Raw genomic sequence first — 18,601 nt, 5'->3', positions numbered from 1 at the left:
GGACCCTCCGCCCCCGGGCAGGCTAGCCGCGGCTCAGGCCGGGGTCAGGGGGTGCACGGACACGGATCGACAACGATGTACGACGCCCACGCCGCTGACGGAGGTGCTTTCCGGCTCCCACTCGAGGTGCGGCGCACCGGCCCCCACGAGCGGGACCTCGGCCGCGCCGGCCAGCGTGGCGACGACCGCGTAGGGCTCCCCGCCGGACGGGCGGTGGCGCAGCACGACCCAGCGCCGCTCCTCGTCGACCTCGACCTCGACGTCGGCCAGCCGCGTCGGCCCGGGACCGAGCAGGCGCCGGCGCAGCGCGGTGAGGTCGGTGTACCAGCGCAGCATCCGGGCGTGGTCGGGCCGCTCGACCTCGGCCCAGTCGAGGACCGAGCGGTCACGGGTGGCCGGGTCCTGCGGGTCGGGGACGGCGTCGGCCGACCATCCGTGCGAGCCGAACTCGGCGCGCCGGCCGTCGCGGACGGCGTCGGCGAGCCAGTCCTCGGCGAAGCTCGTGAAGAACTGCCACGGGGTGGAGGCGGCCCACTCCTCCCCCATGAAGAGCATCGGCGTGGTGGGCGCCAGGAGGTACAGCGCGGCGCCGGCGGCCTGGAGGGCCGGGTCCTCGACCAGGGCCGAGATGCGTTCTCCCGTGGCCCGGTTCCCGACCTGGTCGTGGGTCTGGAGGTAACCGAGCAGGCGGCGGGCATCGAGGCGCTCGCGGTCGACGAGCGCACCCCAGTCGCGGTCCCGGAACGACGAGCGCGTGCCGTCGTGGAGGAAGCCGCGGGTCAGCACCTTGGCGAGCACGGCGAGCGGACCCTCCTCGTCGGTGCCGGGCGTCCCGCCGAAGTCGGTGTAGTAGCCCTGCACCTCGCCGGTCAGCGCGACGTGCAGCGCGTGGTGCACGTCGTCGTCCCACTGCGCCGTCATCCCGCGGCCGCCCTCGGCGGTGGGCATCACCATCACGGTGTCGTTGAGGTCGGACTCGGCGACGAGGTCGAGCGGTCGACCCAGCTCGGTGGACAGGGCGGCCACGGCGTCGGAGAGCTCGGCGAGGTAGTGGCGCGGCGAGTCGTCCTTGAGCTCGTGGACGGCGTCCAGCCGCAGCGCGTCGACGTGGAAGTCGCGCAGCCAGCGCAGGGTGCTCTCGACGAGGAAGCGACGCACCTGCGCCGACCCGTCGTCGTCGAGGTTGACGGCCGCGCCCCACGGCGTGTGGTGGCCCTCGGTGAAGTACGGGCCGAAGCGGGAGAGGTAGTTGCCGCTCGCGCCGAGGTGGTTGTGCACGACGTCGAGGCAGACGCCGAGACCGCGCGCGTGGCAGGCGTCGACGAACCGCGCGAAGGCGTGCGGCCCGCCGTACGCGTCGTGCACGGCGTACAGGCCGACGCCGTCGTAGCCCCAGCCGCGGTCGGTGGGGAAGGCGGCGACCGGCATCACCTCGACGACGTCGACGCCGAGGGCGACGAGGTGATCGAGGCGCTGGACGGCGGCGTCGAAGGTGCCCTCGGGCGTGAAGGTGCCGACGTGCAGCTCGTAGAAGACGGCGCCGAGGCCGCCGGCGCCGTCGCGCACGCCGCGCCAGGCTTCGTCGGTCCAGGGGAACGCGGCGGTGTCGACGAGGCGGCTCGGGCCGTGGACGGTGCCGGGCTGCCAGGCGCTGCGCGGGTCGGGCAGGGCCGGCTCGTCGCCGTCGAGGACGAAGGCGTAGTCGATTTCGCCGGCGCCCTCGGGCAGGGCGAAGCGCCACCACCCGTCGCCGGCCGTCATCGGCTCGCGCCGCTGTTCCGGACGTCCACCTTTCGACGAATGTGTCGATTCGTGGACGTCGGGGTGTCCAGGAACTGACACATTCGACGATTTCTGCACGGGGGACCACTCGATGTCGACCCGGGTCGCGTCCGGCGCCCACACCTCGATGACGCGCGCGCTCACGACGGGTGGCCCTCGGCGTCGTCGTCCTCGGCCGCCCGGGGTTCGTCATCCGCGGCCGACGGGTCCCGGCGGACGAGCAGGGCGACCGGACGGTCGGCGAGCAGGTCGGCGAGCAGGGCTGTGCCGGAACCCACCTCGCGCCCCGACAGCACCTCGACCCACTCCCCCGGCGGCACCTCGACCGACGCCTCGCCGAACCCACCGGCGTCGGCGAGCCGCCCGGCCGCGCGCGTCACGACGACCAGCGCCCGCGCACCCTCGGCGTCGCCACGGGCGAACGCGAGCGCGTGCTCGGTGCCCACCTCGAGCGCCGCGTAGGTCGCGTCCTCGCCGACGAACGCCGAGGGGTGCTCGCGCCGCAGCCGCAGCGCGAGCGCGGTGAGCCGCATCTTGTCGTCGTCGAGGTCGAAGCACGGCTCGTCGTCGTCGACCCGGGCCAGCCGCTCGGCGCGGTCGGCCCAGTCGACGGGCCGGCGGTTGTCGGGGTCGACGAGCGAGAGCATCCCGATCTCGCAGCCCTGGTAGACGTCGGGCACGCCCGGCATCGTCAGCTGGACCAGCTTCTGCCCGAGGATGTTCGCGCGCACCGACGCCTCGTGCGGGCCGGTCCAGGCGTCGACGTGCTCGTGCACCGCGAGGTCACGGCCGAGCGCGCGGGCGAACGCCACGACCTCGGCCTCGTACTCCTCGTCACCGTCGACCCAGGCCGTGTGCACCTTGGCCTCGCGGACCGCCTTCAGGAGGTACTCCTCGAGCCGTGCGCCGCTGACCGGCCAGGTCCCGACGAGGGTCTGCCACACGAGGTACTCGGTCGGGGCGTCGACGCGCGGGGTGCGGTGCGGCTCGGCGAGCTCGCGGGCCCGGGCCAGCCACTGCTCCCAGCCGCGGGCGTCCTCGGCGAGCACCATGAGCCGGGCCCGGGTGTCCTCGGAGCGCTTGGTGTCGTGGGTCGTCAGCGTCGTCATCGACGTCGGCCACTCGGCCTGCTGCCGCGCGCACCAGGTGTGGAACGCGTCGGCCCCGGTCGAGAGGACCTCGGGATGGCCGCCGACCTCGTTGGCACCGGCCAGCCGGAACCAGCGGTAGAACGCGGTGTCCTCGATGCCCTTGGCCATGACCGGTCCGCAGGTCTGCTGGAACCGGACCCGGAACTCGTCGGCGACCGGGCCGCTGTCGGTGACGGCCTCGGGGACCTCGCGGTCGAGCACGAGCCGGACGACGAGGTCGAGGGCGTCCTCGTCGCTGGGCGCCAGGACGCCGCGCGCCCGCTCGGCGGCCCCCTCGACGACGGCCGCCTGCTCGGGGTCCACGCCCCGGCCCGGCACGAGGTAGGCGCGGTAGCGGTCCATCGAGACGAGCAGCCCCTCGAGCGCCCGGCGCAGCGCGGCGGCGTCGGCGCCCGGGACCACCCGGCGCACGAGCCGCATCAGCCGGTCGACCTCGGCGGCCTGCACGTCGTCGACGACCAGCCGCTTGCTCTCGAGGACGACGTCGTCCAGGGCGGCGCGGTCAGGCGCCACCTCGGCCCAGAGCCGGTCGAGGGTGCCGGTGTCGTCCGGCGGCGTCAGCACCTGCTGGACCCGCAGCAGCGCGTCGTAGCCCGTCGTCCCGGCGCAGCGCCACGACTCGGGCAGCCGCTCCTCCCCCTCGAGGATCTTCTCGACGACGACCCAGGCGTCCCCGGTGGAGGCCGCGAGCCGCTCGAGGTAGCCGCTGGGGTCGGCGAGGCCGTCCGGGTGGTCGATGCGGAAGCCGTCGACCTCGCCGTGCCCGTGCAGGGCCAGCAGCAGCGCGTGGGTCGCGGTGAAGACGACGGGGTCCTCGACGCGGACCGCGACGAGCGAGGTGACGTCGAAGAAGCGCCGGTAGTTGAGGGCGTCGCCGGCCTCGCGCCAGCTGGAGAGCCGGTAGGCCTGGGCCTCGACGAGCTCGGCGAGCGGGAGCTCCTCGGTGCCGGCGGCCACCGGGAACTCGTGGTCGTAGTAGCGCAGCACGGGCTCGGCGCCGCCCGGGCCGCCGTCGGTCGCCAGCGATAGCTCGCCCCGACGCAGCACCTGCGCGAGGGTGTCGCCGAGCACCGGCATCAGCAGCCGGTCGTCCTCGGCGACCCAGTCGACGTCGAACCACCCGGCGTAGGGCGAGCGCCGCCCCTCGCGCAGCAGCGACCAGAACGGGGCGTTGAGGTGCTCCGGCGACGGCACGGCCATGTGGTTCGGCACGACGTCGACGACGACGCCGAGCCCGTGCTCGCGGCACGCCGCGACGAGCCGGTCGAAGGCCTCGCGGCCCCCTGCCTCCTCGCTGATGCGCGTGTGGTCGAGGACGTCGTAGCCGTGGGTCGAGCCCGGCGCGGCCTGGAGCACCGGCGAGAGGTAGACGTGCGAGACGCCGAGCGAGGCGAGGTACGGGACGTGCGCGGCGGCGTCGTCGAAGCCGAACCCGCCGTGCACCTGGAGCCGGTAGGTCGCCGTCGGGACGACGCGCGCGGGGTCGGGGCGGTGGGCCGGCACGCTCAGACCCTCGTCGCGCCGGCCGCCCCGGCGGCAGGGGTGAGGACCTCACGGGGGTTGCGCAGCACGATGACCGAGCGGGCCGAGACCCGCACGCTCGACCCGGCGTCGTGGCTCTCGGGCTCGACGCTGTCGGCCGCGGTGTCGATCTCGGTGGACCAGCGCTCGCCGTACTCCTCGCCGGGGAGCACGAGCTCGTGGTCCTCGTGGTCGGCGTTGAACAGGACGAGGAAGTCGTCGTCGACGACCGGGCGGCCGCGCAGGTCGGGGCTGGGGATGGCCGCACCGTTGAGGAAGACGGTCATCATCCGGGCCTGGCCGTCGGTCCAGTCCCCGTTGCCCATCGGCTCGCCGCCCGGCTGGAACCAGGCGATGTCGCCCATCTCGGACTGCCCGCCGTGGTCGGCGCTGCCGGCGAAGAAACGGCGGCGGCGGAAGACGGGGTGCTCGCGGCGCAGCCTCGCGACGGCGCCGGTGAAGGCGAAGAGGTCGCGCTGCTCCTCGTCGAGGTCCCAGTCGACCCACGACAGCTCGTTGTCCTGGCAGTAGACGTTGTTGTTGCCCTGCTGGGTGCGGCCGATCTCGTCGCCGTGGGCGATCATCGGCACGCCCTGGCTGAGCAGGAGGGTCGCGAGGAAGTTGCGCTGCTGGCGGCGGCGCAGGGCACGGACCTCGGGGTCGTCGGTCTCGCCCTCGACGCCGCAGTTCCACGACCGGTTGTGGCCCTCACCGTCGCGGCCGTCCTCGCCGTTGGCCTCGTTGTGCTTCTCGTTGTAGGACACCAGGTCCCGCAGCGTGAAGCCGTCGTGGGCGGTGACGAAGTTGATGCTCGCGATCGGCTTGCGGCCGTTGTGCTCGTAGAGGTCGCTGGACCCGGTGAGCCGCGAGGCGAACTCGCCGAGCGAGCCGGGCTCGCCGCGCCAGAAGTCGCGGACGGTGTCGCGGTACTTGCCGTTCCACTCGGTCCACAGGGGCGGGAAGCCGCCGACCTGGTAGCCGCCGTCGCCGACGTCCCACGGCTCGGCGATGAGCTTGACCTGGCTGATCACCGGGTCCTGCTGGATGAGGTCGAAGAAGGCCGACAGCTTGTCGACCTCGTGGAACTGACGGGCCAGCGTGGCGGCGAGGTCGAAGCGGAAGCCGTCGACGTGCATCTCGGTGACCCAGTACCGCAGGCTGTCCATGATCAGCTGGAGCACGTGCGGGTTGCGCATCAGCAGGCTGTTGCCGGTGCCCGTCGTGTCGTAGTAGTGCTCCTTGGCGTCGTCGACGAGCCGGTAGTACGCCGCGTTGTCGATGCCGCGGAAGCAGATGGTCGGGCCCATCTCGTTGCCCTCGGCGGTGTGGTTGTAGACGACGTCGAGGATGACCTCGATGTCCGCCTCGTGCAGCGCCTTGACCATCGCCTTGAACTCGGTGACCTGCTCGCCGCGGTCGGCGCGCGCGTAGGCGTTGTGCGGGGCGAGGAACCCGATGGTGTTGTAGCCCCAGTAGTTCGTGAGGCCCTTGGCCTGCAGCGAGGTGTCCTGGACGAACTGGTGCACGGGCATCAGCTCGATGGCCGTCACGCCGAGCGTGGTGAGGTGCTCGACGACCGCCGGGTGCCCGATGGCCGCGTAGGTGCCGCGGATCTCCTCGGGGATCTCGGGGTGGGTCATCGTCAGGCCCCGCACGTGCGCCTCGTAGATGACGCTCTCGTGGTACTCGTGGCGCGGCGGGCGGTCGTGGCCCCAGTCGAAGTAGGGGTTGATGACGACGCCGAGCATCGTCTTGCCGAGGCTGTCGTCGGTGTTGCGCTCCTCGGGGTCCTCGAAGTCGTAGCTGAAGAGCGCGGGGTCGTTCTCGACCTGGCCCTCGACGGCCTTGGCGTACGGGTCGAGGAGCAGCTTGCTCGGGTCGCAGCGGTGCCCGTTCTCGGGGTCGTACGGGCCGTGGACGCGGTAGCCGTAGCGCTGGCCGGGCTGCACCGCCGGCAGGTAGCCGTGCCAGACGAAGCCGTCGACCTCGGGGAGGTCGAACCGGGTCTCGGCGCCGTCCTCGCCCACGAGGCAGAGCTCGACGCGCTCGGCGACCTCGCTGAACAGCGCGAAGTTGACGCCAGAGCCGTCGTAGGTGGCGCCCAGGGGGTACGCCGTGCCGGGCCAGATCTCCACAGGTGGTGCCTTTCGTGGGGTGTCGCTGCAGGCCAGCGACGCTGCCGGCGGCGCGCGGCCGACCGGCGGCGCGAGGCTCCCAACCTACCCGTCGGGGCCGTCACACCGGACCACGCCGTCGAACCCGGGGGGCCGGGGCTCGGTTAGGGTCGGCGCGGACCCACCCGTGACCCCGAGGAGCACCCCCATGACCGAGCAGCGCGTCGCCGTCGTCACCGGAGCCGCCCGCGGCATCGGGGCCGCCACCGCCGAGCGCCTGGCCCGCGACGGGTTCGCGGTCGCCGTCCTCGACCTCGACGAGGCCGCCTGCGAGGTGGTCGCCGGCCGCATCCGCGACACCGGGGGCCGGGCCGTCGGCGTCGGGGTCGACGTCTCGGACGCCGCAGCCGTCGCCGACGGGGTCTCGCGGGTCGCCGCCGAGCTCGGCCCGCCGGTCGTCCTCGTCAACAACGCCGGGATCATCCGCGACAACCTGCTCTTCAAGATGACCGAGCAGGACTGGGACGCCGTGATGGGCGTGCACCTCAAGGGCGCCTTCCTCATGACCAAGGCCTGCCAGGCGCACATGACCGAGCAGCGCTACGGCCGCATCGTCAACCTCTCGTCGTCCTCGGCGCAGGGCAACCGCGGTCAGGCCAACTACTCGGCGGCCAAGGCCGGGCTCCAGGGCTTCACGAAGACGCTGGCCATCGAGCTCGGGAAGTTCGGCGTCACCGCGAACGCCGTCGCGCCGGGGTTCATCGAGACCGACATGACCCGCGCCACCGCCGAGCGGCTCAAGGTCTCCTTCGAGGACTTCCTGACGCACACCGCCTCGCAGATCCCGGTCGCGCGCGTCGGGCAGCCCGCCGACATCGCAGCGACCATCTCCTTCCTCGTCTCCGAGGAGGCCGGCTTCGTCAGCGGCCAGGTCATCTACGTCGCCGGAGGCCCGCTCGACTGACGGCGCCCGTCGGCGCGTTCCCGCCGCGGCCTTGGTGGAGGTCAGACCCGGGTCCGGACCTCACCGTCCTGCTCGTAGCGCACCTCGGCGATCCGCTCCCACTGGTCCGGGCGGACGGCGGCGACCAGCGCCGGCTCGCTGCCCTCGGTGTCGATCTTCAGGAGGTCGATCCGCTGCTCGACGGACAGGATCCGGTCGAGCAGGTCCGCGATGGACACGGTGTCGACCTCGACCGAACGCCGCTCGAGGTCGTGCTCGTAGTAGGCGGCGAGACCGCTGTAGCGACCGACCTCCTCGACCAGGAACTCGGCGCGCCCGCCCTCCGGCGAGACCGCACGCTCCTCGATCACGACCCGGTCCTCGAACGGCGCGACGTTCGCGCGGAGCCTCTCGAGGTTCGTGGCCACCGGCTCGCAGGCGTAGACCCGGGCGTCCGGGTTGCGCGACAGGAAGTACAGGCTGGCCAGCCCGATGTTCGCCCCGATGTCCACCACCACCTCGGGTGTGCCCGACCCGTAGTCGCGTCGGCAGAACACCTCGTTGACCGTGCGGACGTCGTGCGAGTGCGGCAGCTCGACCCCGATGCGACCGGCCGGCGTCCGCAGGTGGGTGCGCCACGGGTACGTGCCGTGGCTGCTGTCGACGTAGCGCCGGAGCGCGCCGAGCGGCTCGACGAAGACCCGCGTCATCGACACCAGGCTCCGGTAGCTGGTGAGGCGGGTGATCCCCCGCAGGAGGCGACGGCGGTCCGAGGGCCTGAACATGCGGGACAGCCTGCCATCCGTCGCCCGTGGCCCGGGGCGCCTCACGCACGACGCCCCCGGACCGCGCGGTCCGGGGGCGTCGTGCGTCAGGTGCTCAGAGGCCGAGGTCGCGGCCGATGAGCTCCTTCATGATCTCGTTGGAGCCGGCCCAGATCTTCGAGACGCGGGCGTCGCGCCACGCGCGCGCCACGCGGTACTCGTTCATGAAGCCGTAGCCGCCGTGCAGCTGGACGCACTCGTCGAGCACCTCGTTCTGCACCTGCGCCGAGAACCACTTCGCCTTCGCGGCGTCGACCGGGGTGAGCTTGCCCTCGGCGTGCGCGGCGATGCAGTCGTCGACGTAGGCCTGGGTGACCTCGAGCTTGGTGAGCAGCTCGGCCATCTTGAACTTGTTGTGCTGGAACGAGCCGACCGGCTGGCCGAAGGCCTTGCGCTCCTTGGTGTACTCGACCGTCTCGCGGAAGATCTGGAAGGCGTGCGCGGTGTTCGCGACGGCCGCCCCGATGCGCTCCTGCGGCAGGCGCTGCATCATCGCGATGAAGCCCATGCCCTCCTCGCCGAGCCGGTTGGCGTCGGGGACCCGGACGTCCTCGAAGAACAGCTCGGAGGTGTCGGCCTCCTCCTGCCCGACCTTGTCGAGCTTGCGGCCGCGGCTGAAGCCCTCCATGCCCTCCTCGACCATCAGCAGCGTGATGCCCTTGGCGCCCTTGGACGGGTCGGTGCGGGCGGCGACGATGACGAGGTCGGCCTGGTAGCCGTTGGTGATGAAGGTCTTGCTGCCGTTGAGGACCCAGTGGTCGCCGTCGCGCACCGCGGTGGTCTTCAGCGCGGCGAGGTCGGAACCGCCGGAGGGCTCGGTCATCGCGATGGCGGCGATGAGCTCGCCGTTGGCCATGCCCGGCAGCCAGCGCTCCTTCTGCTCCTGGGTGCCGAGGTCGACGATGTAGGGCGGGCACACGTCGGAGTGGATGCCGAAGCACGACGAGACCGCGAAGTTGAAGCCGGCGATGACCTCGGCCGCGATCGCGTTGAAGCGGTAGTCCTCGGCGCCCATCCCGCCGAACTCCTCCGGGATGTCCAGGCCGAAGAGGCCCTGCTTGCCGGCCTCCTTCCAGAGGTCGCGGTCGACCGACTTCACCTCGAGCATCTGCTCGGCACGCGGCTTCAGGGTGCGCTCCACGAACTCGGCGACGGAGGCGCGGAAGTCCTCGTGCTCGCTGGCGTAGACGTTGCGGGGCATGGGTCTCCTCGACTCGGCGGACGGGGCGGCGCCGGCGCGCCACCGTTGACTAAGCGCTTGCTTAGTGTGACCCGCGTGCGGCATGCTGTCAACCGTGCCCAGCACCCCGCCGCTCACCGAGACCGCCGTCCTCGCCGCGCTCGCGCCCGAGGGCGGTCGCCCCGGCGGCGCCACCGACGTCTCCGACACCGCCGTGCGCATCATGCTCGCCGCGGCCGACGCCTTCGCCGAGCACGGCTTCCCCGCGACGACGACCCGCGACATCGCCTCGCGCGCCGGCCTCTCCCCCGCGGGGGTCTACGTGCACTTCGCCTCCAAGGAGGTCCTCCTCTTCGAGATCAGCCGTCGTGGCCACGCCCGCGCCCGCGACCTGCTCGTCGAGGCGGCCCGCGACGCCGGCTCCCCCACCGAGGCCCTGCGGGCCATCGTCGGCGGGTTCTCGCGCTGGAACGCCGAGCACCACCAGCTGGGTCGCATCGTCCAGTTCGAGTTCCGGCACCTCTCCCCCGAGCACCGCGCCGAGGTGATCGAGCTGCGCAAGGACATCGACGGCGTCGTCGCCGACGTGCTGCGTGCCGGGGTCGAGTCCGGTGAGCTCGCGGTCGACGACGTCCCGGCCACCGCCCTGGCCCTGCTCTCGATGGCCATCGACGTCGCCCGCTGGTACGTCCCGGGCGGCCGGCGCACCCCCGAGGCCATCGAGCAGACCTACGGAGACCTCGCGGTCCGCCTCGCGACCGGACCCCTGTAGGGGACACTGGCCGCGTGAGCACGACGCCACGCGCGCCCGGGGTCACGACCGGTGGGCACCCGGTCGTGGACGACCTCGACCTCCCCCCGGCCCGGCAGGCCACCCGGATGGCCGAGCTCTGCCTCGGCGTCGTCGTCCTCTACGCCTGGGCCCCGCCCGGCGTCCCCGGCTTCCTCTCGCTCGGTCTCGTCGCCGTCGCCGGGCTGCTCGGCCTGGCCCTGCTCCGACCCCCCGGGCGCCCGCTCGCCGGGGGTGCGCTGGGCTGGCTCGGGCCCGCGCTCGTCCTCCTCGTCGGCTACCTCGTCCTCGTCTCGATCTCCTCCCCCGACGACTCGATCAACGGCTGGACCCGGCGCGCCTTCCGGCTGACGATGGTCCTCGCGCTCCTGCTGGCGCTGGTGTCCGGCCGGGTGCACTGGCCATCGGTCGTCCGCGGTGCGGCCCTGGGGCTGTTGGCCAACGCGGTGCTCTTCGTGGCCGGCGTCGCCCCCTCCCCCTACGGCGAGTACCTCTCGGGGTTCCTCCTCGACAAGAACCAGGCGGGCCTGGCCTACGCCCTCGTCACGCTGCTGTACCTCGGGCTCGTCGAGGACCGCAGGCGCCAGGTGCTCGTCGTGCTCATCGGCGGTGGGCTCGTGTGGCTCACCGGGTCGCGGACGTCGCTCGCCGCCCTGGCCTGCGGGCTCGCCTGGGTCCTCCTGCGGCCGCGGTTCGGTCCCGGCGGGCGGGTCGCGCTCGTCGCCGCGCTGGCGGCCGGGGTCCAGCTCCTGGAGAACAACTTCGCCCGCGCGGGGGTCTTCGCCAGCCGCGACGGCTCGGACGCCTTCCGCGCCCGCATCGACGAGGCCTCGCAGGCCAAGCTGGCCGCGAGCCCGCCCCAGGGCCTCGGCCTCGGCGAGTCGTGGGTGTTCATCGGTGACCGCCAGTACCTCTTCCACAACTCGTACTGGGCGGCCCTGGTCGAGGGTGGATGGGTGCTGCTCGCGGCCTTCGTCCTGCTGGTCGTCGTCGCCGTGGGGCTGTGGCGTCGTGGCCCCACCGACCCGGCCTGGGTCGCCGCGGAGGCGGCCAACATCGCCGTGCTCGTCTGTGCCCTGCGCCTCGGCGAGGTCTTCGGGGCGACCGCCGCGACGCTGGCCCTCGCCGGCGGGCTCCTGGGGCTGCTCGCGCACCGGTCGGCCCCCGGCACCGGGGGCGCGGGGAGCGGGCCCACCGGCTCGGTACCCTGACGCGGTGACTGTGAACGGCCACGGGGGCTCCCCGTCGATCGCGGCGCCCGACTACTGGTGGTACCGCGCCCGCGCCGACCTCCTCGAGGTGGCCCTGCGCGACCTCGTCGACGGCGTCGGCACCGCCCTCGACCTCGGCAGCGCCGACGGTCCGAGCGCGGCGTGGTTCCGCGAGGCGGCGGGGCGCGTTGCCTCCCTCGACATCGACCCGCGCGGTCTCGGCAGCGACGGCGTGTGCGGCTCGGCCCTCGAGCTGCCCTTCGCCGACGGCACGTTCGACGCCGTCGCCGCCTTCGACGTCATCGAGCACTGCGACCCCGAGGCGGGTGCCCTCGACGAGGTGCACCGCGTGCTGCGGCCCGGGGGACGATTCCTCATGTCGGTGCCCGCGTACACATGGGCCTGGAGCGACTTCGACGTCGCCAACGGGCACCACCGGCGCTACACCCGGCGGCGCGCCGTGGCCGCCGTCGAGCGCTCCGGCTTCCGCGTCGAGCGGGCCACCTACGGGTTCACCACGGTCTTCCCGATGTTCGTCGCCGAGCGGGCGGTCCGCAAGGTCACCCGTCGGAACACCGACGGGGCGCACGACATCGTCGAGGTCCCGGCCCTCCCCCGCGCGCTCAACACAGCGCTGCGGGGCCTGTGCACCGTCGACCGCGCCGCGCTGCGCCGGGTCGACCTGCCGTTCGGGTCCTCGGTGTTCCTCGCGGCGACCCGCACCGCCTGAGGGTGCTGCGCGCGGCTCAGCCGTCGAGCGGACCGCCCGAGACCACCCGGGCGCGCACGTCCGCCGCCGTCGCCGCCAGGCCGGCGGGCAGAGGGGTCGCGGCCAGGGCGTCGACCTCGGGCCAGCGCACCGAGCCCAGCCGGAGGTCGAGCACCTGGCCGGCGCCGCCGGGAGCCATGACCGTGCGCAGCGGGCGGTGGAAGACGCGGCGCGCCTCGGACAGGAGGTGCCCGACCGTGACGGGCCGCCCGGAGGCGATGACCTTCGCGGTGGTCGTGCCCGGCGGCTCCTCGAGCACGAGCTCGGTGCACCGCACGAGCATCCGCGCGAGGTCCGGGGCGAAGACGTAGTCGCGGATGGTGTCGAGGGAGACGAAGACCGGCAGCGGCCGGGGAGAGGCCTCGGACAGGCACAGCTGGGAGAGCAGCCCCTGCGGCTTGCCGAGGGTCTGGCCGGGGCCGTAGACGTTGGCCAGCCGCGCGAGGACGGCCCGCAGACCGGTGCCCGAGACGGCCGCGGTGAGCGCCTGCTCCATCGCCAGCTTCGTGCGGCCGTACGGCACGAGGGGCTCCGGCGGGGTCTCCTCGGTGAAGGGCGGGTCGGCCGACCCGGCGTAGAGGCCGCCGGCGGAGGACGCGAGCAGCACGACCCCCTCCTCGCCCTCGGTGAGGGTGCCCGCGAGCCCTCGCGCGAAGCGTTCGAAGACGCGCTGCTCGGCGGCGAGCGCGTCGGCCCCGGTCGCGACGACCCCGGCCCCCGCGCACCAGGCGAGCAGCCACGGCCTCCCGGAGCGCAGGGCCGCGAACCGGGCCGCCTCGGCCTCGAGGGTGGCATCGGTGGCGGCCTCGTCGGCCCAGGGCACCCGCGAGGTCATCACCTCGGTGCCCCGCGCGCGCAGGGCGGCCACGAGGTGGCGCCCGACGAGGCCACCACCGCCGACGACCCAGGCGGCCGCCGGGGCGGCGCCGGGCGCGGCGCTCACGTCCGGTCCCGCCCGAGCGGTCCGTCGAGACGGTCGCGGACCGGCAGGTAGAGGGGCTTGCCCATCGCCATGTTCACGGCCATCCCGACGTACTCGGCGATCACGCCGAGCGCGAAGAGGATGGCGCCGGTGGCCGCCATGAGCAGGACCATCGTCGAGGTCCAGCCCGGCGCCTCCCAGCGCCCGACCGCCCGTCCGACGACGAGCACGACGGCGATGACCGGCGCGAGGACGAGGGCGGCCAGTCCCGTCACGCTGACCCAGCGCAACGGGGTGGTGCCGCTGGAGAGGACCAGCCGCCAGAAGTGCGACAGCAGGCGGCGGGCGCTGTACCCCGAGGGGCGGTCGCCCTCGGCGCGCATCGGGACCGGAGCGGTGACGACCCGCCGGGCCACCCACGAGATGGCGACGTCGAGGTAGATGCCCGGGCCGGCGTAGGCCGCGACCGAGCGGGCCACCTCGCCGAGGACGAGCCGGTAGCTGTTGAAGTCGGAGGCGTGCGCACCGCGGGCCAGCTTGGCCACGAGCCACTTCGCCGACCGCGACGCGAGGTTGCGGACGGCACCGTGCGGGGGTTCGTTCGTGGGGCGGGCGTAGACGACGTCGGCCTGCTCGGACATCGCGGTGTCGACGAGGACCGCGATGTGCGCCGGGTCGTGCTGGCCGTCCTCGTCCATCGTCACGACCCAGTCGCCCCCGGAGGCCGAGACCCCGGCCAGCGTGGCCGCGTGCTGGCCGAAGTTGCGGCTCAGCCAGACCGGGCGGACCCAGTCGTGGCCCGCCGCGAGCTCGCGGACGACGGCGTCGGACCCGTCGGGCCCGCAGTCGTCGACGAGGAGGACCTCCTCGACGACGAAGGGGCGGCCCCCGGGCGTCGTGCCCACCGTGGTCAGCGGCGCCAGCTCGGCGACCAGAGCGGCCAGCGTGCGGCGCCCCTGGTACACCGGCACGACGACGGAGACCCGGTGCGGCGCCGGGGTGCTGCTCTCGCTCTCCACGTCGGACACAGTAGTGGCGCGTCGCCCGCCACCCGGCCGGGGCCGGGTGGGGGGCTCAGTCGCGGGTCAGCTTGCGGTAGGTGACGCGGTGCGGGCGGGCGGCGTCCGCCCCGAGGCGCTCGACCTTGTTGGCCTCGTAGGACTCGAAGTTGCCCTCGAACCAGTACCAGCGCGACGGGTCCTCGTCGGTGCCCTCCCACGCGAGGATGTGCGTGGCGACGCGGTCGAGGAACCACCGGTCGTGGCTGATGACCACGGCGCAGCCCGGGAAGTCGAGCAGCGCGTTCTCGAGGGAGCCGAGGGTCTCGACGTCGAGGTCGTTGGTCGGCTCGTCGAGGAGCAGCAGGTTGCCGCCCTCCTTGAGGGTCAGCGCGAGGTTGAGGCGGTTGCGCTCGCCACCGGAGAGGACGCCGGCCTTCTTCTGCTGGTCCGGGCCCTTGAACCCGAACTGGCTGACGTAGGCGCGGCTGGGGATCTCGACCTGACCGACGTTGATGTAGTCGTGGCCGCCCGAGACCGTCTCCCAGAGGTTCTTGTTCGGGTCGAGGCCGCCGCGGCTCTGGTCGACGTAGGACACCTTGACCGTCTCGCCGACGTCGACGGTGCCGCCGTCGGCCTCCTCGAGGCCGACGATGGTCTTGAAGAGGGTCGTCTTGCCGACGCCGTTGGGGCCGATGACTCCGACGATCCCGTTGCGCGGCAACGTGAACGACAGGTCGTCGATGAGGACGCGGTCCCCGAAGCCCTTCGTCAGGCCCTTGACCTCGATGACCTTGCTCCCGAGGCGCGGGCCCGGCGGGATCTGGATCTCCTCGAAGTCGAGCTTGCGCGTGCGGTCGGCCTCGGCCGCCATCTCCTCGTAGCGCTGGAGGCGCGCCTTGGACTTGGTCTGCTTGGCCTTGGCGTTGGAGCGCACCCACTCGAGCTCCTCGGCGAGGCGCTTGGCGAGCTTGGCGTCCTTCTTGCCCTGGATGGCGAGGCGGGCCTGCTTCTTCTCCAGGTAGGTCGAGTAGTTGCCCTCGTACGGGTAGGCGCGACCGCGGTCGAGCTCGAGGATCCACTCGGCGACGTTGTCCATGAAGTACCGGTCGTGGGTCACCGCGACGACGGCGCCGTGGTAGGCCGCGAGGTGCTGCTCGAGCCAGAGCACCGACTCGGCGTCGAGGTGGTTGGTCGGCTCGTCGAGGAGCAGCAGGTCGGGCTTCTGCAGCAGCAGCTTGCACAACGCGACGCGGCGGCGCTCACCGCCGGAGAGGACGGTGACGTCGGCGTCCGGCGGCGGGCAGCGCAGCGCGTCCATCGCCTGCTCGAGCTGGGAGTCGAGGTCCCAGGCGTCGGCGGCGTCGATGGCCTCCTGGAGCTGGCCCATCTCGGCCATCAGCGCGTCGAAGTCGGCGTCCGGCTCGGCCATCTCGGCGGAGATCGCGTTGTAGCGGTCGACCTTGGCCTTGATCTCGCCGGCGCCCTCCTCGACGTTGCCGAGGACGGTCTTCTCCTCGTTGAGCTCCGGCTCCTGCATGAGGATGCCGACGGAGTAGCCCGGCGTCAGGCGCGCCTCGCCGTTGGACGGCTGGTCGAGGCCGGCCATGATCTTCAGCACCGACGACTTGCCGGCACCGTTCGGGCCGACGACGCCGATCTTGGCGCCGGGCAGGAACGAGAGGGTGACGTCATCGAGGATGACCTTGTCGCCGTGCGCCTTGCGGGCGCGCGACATGACGTAGATGAACTCGGGCATGGGGTCAGGGTATCGAGCACCCCGGCCCCGGCCCGAATCGCCGCCTCAGGCGGCCCGCTCGTCGTCCGGCCGGAGCAGCGGCCCGGTGTCGGCCTCGGCACCCTCCGCAGCCCCGGACGCCACCGCCACGCCCGCCGGCTCCTCGCGGACCACGTACGGGTCGTGCTCGGGGTCCCCGAAGCCCAGCGGGTCGGGGCCGGGCGAGTCCCCGCCGAAGGACGGTGCGAGGTCACCGTTGCGCGTGTAGCTGGTGCAGCCCCACCGCAGGTCGTGGCCGAGCGAGTACGCCTCGAGCTCGACGGCGGTGCCGGACGGGCCCTCGTCACGTGGGTAGTACCGCACGGACAGCTTGCCGTTGACGACGACCGGATGGCCCTTGCGCAGCGAGCGGGCGGCGTTCTCGCCCATCGCCCGGAACACCTTGACGTCGTAGTAGCTGGCCTCGGAGTCCTCCCACCGGCCGGGCTCGCCCCGGACCGGGCGACGCTCGGACTGGGCCACCCGGAAGACCGTGAACGGGCCGGCCCGTCCCTGGCGCACGACCGGGTCGGCGACGAGGCGCCCCTGCACGGTCACGTGGGTCTCGTACATCGTGTCCTCCCTCCGGCGGCACCGACCCTCGGTGCGCCGTGACCACACTCCGTCGCGACATCCCTGTCGGACAACGGGTCCCGACCGATCTGTGGACAACCGGCTCGCCGAGGACGCCCTGTGGACGACGCGGACCGCCCAGGGCGCACGCGGCGGCCCCCGGACGTCCGGTCGTTCGTCCCGCGCGAACGACCGTTGACACGGGCCGTCGCGAGGGTGCAGATTCCGACCCGTCGAGGGCACCGTGGCCCTCGACGAGTCCTGAGGAGAGCCCATGGACCGTCGCGGAACCCTCGCCGCCGTCGCCGCCGCACTCACCGCCGGCACCCTCGCCCTCACCCCCGGCGCCTCGCAGGCCGCGGGCCATCCGAAGCCCTCCCCACCGCCGCCTCCGAACCGGGTGCTCATCGTCCTGTTCGACCAGATGGTCCCGCAGTACGCGGACCGGTTCGCGATGCCGAACTTCCGCGCCCTGCGCGACTCCGGCACCAACTACGCGCAGGCCCACCTCGGGTACATGGCCTCCGAGACGGTGATGGCGCACAACGTCATCACCTCCGGGCTCGAGCCCCGGCACATGGGCTGGACCGACGAGGCGTACCGCGACCACGCGAACGTCTTCGGCAAGGGCGCCGACCAGATGCACATCACCGGCGACCTCAGCCTCGCCGACTTCGCCCTGATCGAGAAGAACAACGGGGTGGCCTACCCGAAGCTGGCCGACTACCTGCACGCCCGCTACCCCGGCACGAGCTTCATCACGGTCGGCGAGAAGTCCTACGCCGTCGAGTCCGCCACCGGCATCAGCGGCGACATCGCGGTCCGGATGTCGAGCCGGCGCAGCAACGTCACCGACGACGCGCCCACCGGCTGCCGCAACCTGTCCATCCCCGGCGTCCCCGGCAACGGCCAGTGGCGCTCCCCCGCCGGCAAGAACGTCCCGGCGTACCTCACCCGCCCCGACCCCACCGACCCCACCCTGTGCGGCCGGTACTTCGTCAACGCCGACAAGAACAACGACTACGGCACCAAGGCCGCCTTCCCGTCCTGGCTCTACCCGGGCGAGGGCAACCGCTTCGTCCCCGGCAACGACCCGGCCCACCTCGGCGGCGACACGTGGGTGGCCGACGCGGCCATCGAGATGATGCAGCGCGAGAACTGGTCCGGCATGTTCGTCACGATGGGCGGCATCGACAAGGCCGCGCACATGTGGGGCGCGCAGGCCGACACCGCACCCCAGGACTGCACCACCCTGGCGGGGATGACGCACACGCGGTGCGCGGCCGAGAACGCCGACGCGCAGCTCGGCAAGCTCCGCGCGGCCGTCGAGGCGGTCGACCGCGAGAAGGGCGGTCGCACCCTCGTCGTCCTCACCGCCGACCACGGCGCCACGTACGGCGAGACCTTCCTCGGCTCGCGGGCGGCGGACGCCGGCAACAGCAACTGGTACTACGCACCCCCGGAGCTCGGGGTCTGGGACGCCGGCACCAACGGCGTGCTCGACACGACCACCTACTCGAACCCCTCCCCCGCGATCGCGGCCCTGAACGCCGACGGCAACGTCCAGTTCTCCTACCAGTCGACGGCGATCGAGGCATGGCTCCTCGACCGGTCGACCACCGCCAAGAAGGCGACGACGGCCCGGATGCTCGGCCTGCCGGGCGTCATCGCGACGTACCGCAAGAACAGCGCCGGCACCGCGTTCGTCCTCGACGGCACGAACCCGATGACCCGGTCCGAGAAGAGGTGGTGGGCCAAGCACGCGCAGTCCATCGTCAACACGATGGCGGCGCCCGACGGCCCGGACGTGGTCGGGCTCCTGCACGACCGCACGAGCTACGGCGTGTACGGCGACCACGGAGGCGCTCAGGAGTCGGTCCAGCGTGTCCCGATGGTGTTCTGGACGCCCGGTGCCCGGCCTCGCACGACCGACGAGACCTTCCGCACCCCCGACCTCCTGCCCACGGTCCTCGCCGCGATGGGCATCCGCCCGACCGCGCCGATGGACGGCCGACCGCACGCGCTCCGGCGCTGACCGGACCGACG

14 protein-coding genes are annotated in these 18,601 nt (G+C 73.0%); 5 read left to right on the top strand and 9 right to left on the bottom strand.

Features of this window, described 5'->3' with window-relative positions; all coding sequences use genetic code 11:
* Positions 1–33: 33 nt before the first annotated feature.
* From treZ to glgX, 3 genes are all read right to left on the bottom strand, one after another.
* Positions 34–1,761 (bottom strand): malto-oligosyltrehalose trehalohydrolase, encoded by a 1,728-nt coding sequence (gene treZ / locus ACQZ2A_RS11975; protein ID WP_430211191.1) that lies wholly within the window; start codon positions 1,759–1,761, stop codon positions 34–36.
* 161 nt (positions 1,762–1,922) lie between these two features.
* Positions 1,923–4,436 carry a malto-oligosyltrehalose synthase gene (gene treY, locus ACQZ2A_RS11970; RefSeq protein ID WP_430211189.1) on the bottom strand — a complete coding sequence of 838 codons (2,514 nt, stop codon included), beginning with the start codon at positions 4,434–4,436 and terminating at the stop codon, positions 1,923–1,925.
* Positions 4,437–4,438: 2 nt separating this feature from the next.
* On the bottom strand, positions 4,439–6,589 hold the full coding sequence (gene glgX / locus ACQZ2A_RS11965; RefSeq protein ID WP_430211186.1) for a glycogen debranching protein GlgX: 2,151 nt from the start codon (positions 6,587–6,589) through the stop codon (positions 4,439–4,441).
* 187 nt (positions 6,590–6,776) lie between these two features.
* Between glgX and fabG the strand changes: the two genes are divergently transcribed.
* Positions 6,777–7,532 carry a 3-oxoacyl-ACP reductase FabG gene (fabG, locus tag ACQZ2A_RS11960; protein ID WP_430211184.1) on the top strand — a complete coding sequence of 252 codons (756 nt, stop codon included), beginning with the start codon at positions 6,777–6,779 and terminating at the stop codon, positions 7,530–7,532.
* A 41-nt stretch (positions 7,533–7,573) separates the two neighbouring features.
* Here the strand turns inward: fabG and ACQZ2A_RS11955 are convergent, their stop codons facing one another.
* Together ACQZ2A_RS11955 and ACQZ2A_RS11950 are read right to left on the bottom strand one after the other, a co-directional pair.
* Positions 7,574–8,296: an FkbM family methyltransferase gene (locus ACQZ2A_RS11955; RefSeq protein ID WP_430211182.1), complete on the bottom strand. Its 723-nt coding sequence runs from the start codon at positions 8,294–8,296 to the stop codon at positions 7,574–7,576.
* Between the two features lie 94 nt (positions 8,297–8,390).
* Positions 8,391–9,536: an acyl-CoA dehydrogenase family protein gene (locus tag ACQZ2A_RS11950; protein WP_430211179.1), complete on the bottom strand. Its 1,146-nt coding sequence runs from the start codon at positions 9,534–9,536 to the stop codon at positions 8,391–8,393.
* A 94-nt stretch (positions 9,537–9,630) separates the two neighbouring features.
* Between ACQZ2A_RS11950 and ACQZ2A_RS11945 the strand changes: the two genes are divergently transcribed.
* The 3 genes from ACQZ2A_RS11945 to ACQZ2A_RS11935 are packed head-to-tail and all read left to right on the top strand — an operon-like array spanning position 9,631 to position 12,246.
* Positions 9,631–10,287: a TetR/AcrR family transcriptional regulator gene (locus tag ACQZ2A_RS11945; protein WP_430211177.1), complete on the top strand. Its 657-nt coding sequence runs from the start codon at positions 9,631–9,633 to the stop codon at positions 10,285–10,287.
* A gap of 14 nt (positions 10,288–10,301) precedes the next feature.
* Positions 10,302–11,516 (top strand): hypothetical protein, encoded by a 1,215-nt coding sequence (locus tag ACQZ2A_RS11940; RefSeq protein ID WP_430211175.1) that lies wholly within the window; start codon positions 10,302–10,304, stop codon positions 11,514–11,516.
* Positions 11,517–11,520: 4 nt separating this feature from the next.
* The gene (locus tag ACQZ2A_RS11935; RefSeq protein ID WP_430211172.1) at positions 11,521–12,246 is read left to right on the top strand and encodes a class I SAM-dependent methyltransferase; all 726 of its coding nucleotides are present in this window, start codon (positions 11,521–11,523) and stop codon (positions 12,244–12,246) included.
* 16 nt (positions 12,247–12,262) lie between these two features.
* Here ACQZ2A_RS11935 and ACQZ2A_RS11930 read toward each other — a convergent pair whose 3' ends face one another.
* From ACQZ2A_RS11930 to ACQZ2A_RS11915, 4 genes are read right to left on the bottom strand one after another with little or no spacing between them, the layout of a single operon-like run.
* Positions 12,263–13,228: an NAD-dependent epimerase/dehydratase family protein gene (locus tag ACQZ2A_RS11930; protein ID WP_430211171.1), complete on the bottom strand. Its 966-nt coding sequence runs from the start codon at positions 13,226–13,228 to the stop codon at positions 12,263–12,265.
* On the bottom strand, positions 13,225–14,226 hold the full coding sequence (locus tag ACQZ2A_RS11925) for a glycosyltransferase (protein WP_430211169.1): 1,002 nt from the start codon (positions 14,224–14,226) through the stop codon (positions 13,225–13,227). Before ACQZ2A_RS11925 ends, ACQZ2A_RS11930 begins: the two co-directional genes overlap by 4 nt.
* A 55-nt stretch (positions 14,227–14,281) precedes the next feature.
* The gene (gene ettA, locus ACQZ2A_RS11920; protein WP_430211166.1) at positions 14,282–15,964 is read right to left on the bottom strand and encodes an energy-dependent translational throttle protein EttA; all 1,683 of its coding nucleotides are present in this window, start codon (positions 15,962–15,964) and stop codon (positions 14,282–14,284) included.
* Between the two features lie 45 nt (positions 15,965–16,009).
* On the bottom strand, positions 16,010–16,555 hold the full coding sequence (locus tag ACQZ2A_RS11915) for a single-stranded DNA-binding protein (RefSeq protein ID WP_430211165.1): 546 nt from the start codon (positions 16,553–16,555) through the stop codon (positions 16,010–16,012).
* A gap of 274 nt (positions 16,556–16,829) precedes the next feature.
* Here ACQZ2A_RS11915 and ACQZ2A_RS11910 point away from each other — a divergent pair, with 274 nt between their 5' ends.
* Complete coding sequence (locus ACQZ2A_RS11910; RefSeq protein ID WP_430211163.1) at positions 16,830–18,590, top strand: alkaline phosphatase family protein; 1,761 nt, start codon at positions 16,830–16,832, stop codon at positions 18,588–18,590.
* Positions 18,591–18,601: the final 11 nt, after the last annotated feature.

The sequence above is a fragment of the Phycicoccus avicenniae genome, assembly GCF_050496545.1.
Taxonomy (GTDB): Bacteria; Actinomycetota; Actinomycetes; order Actinomycetales; family Dermatophilaceae; genus Phycicoccus; species Phycicoccus avicenniae_A.
This window is presented reverse-complemented; position numbering and strand designations above follow the sequence as displayed.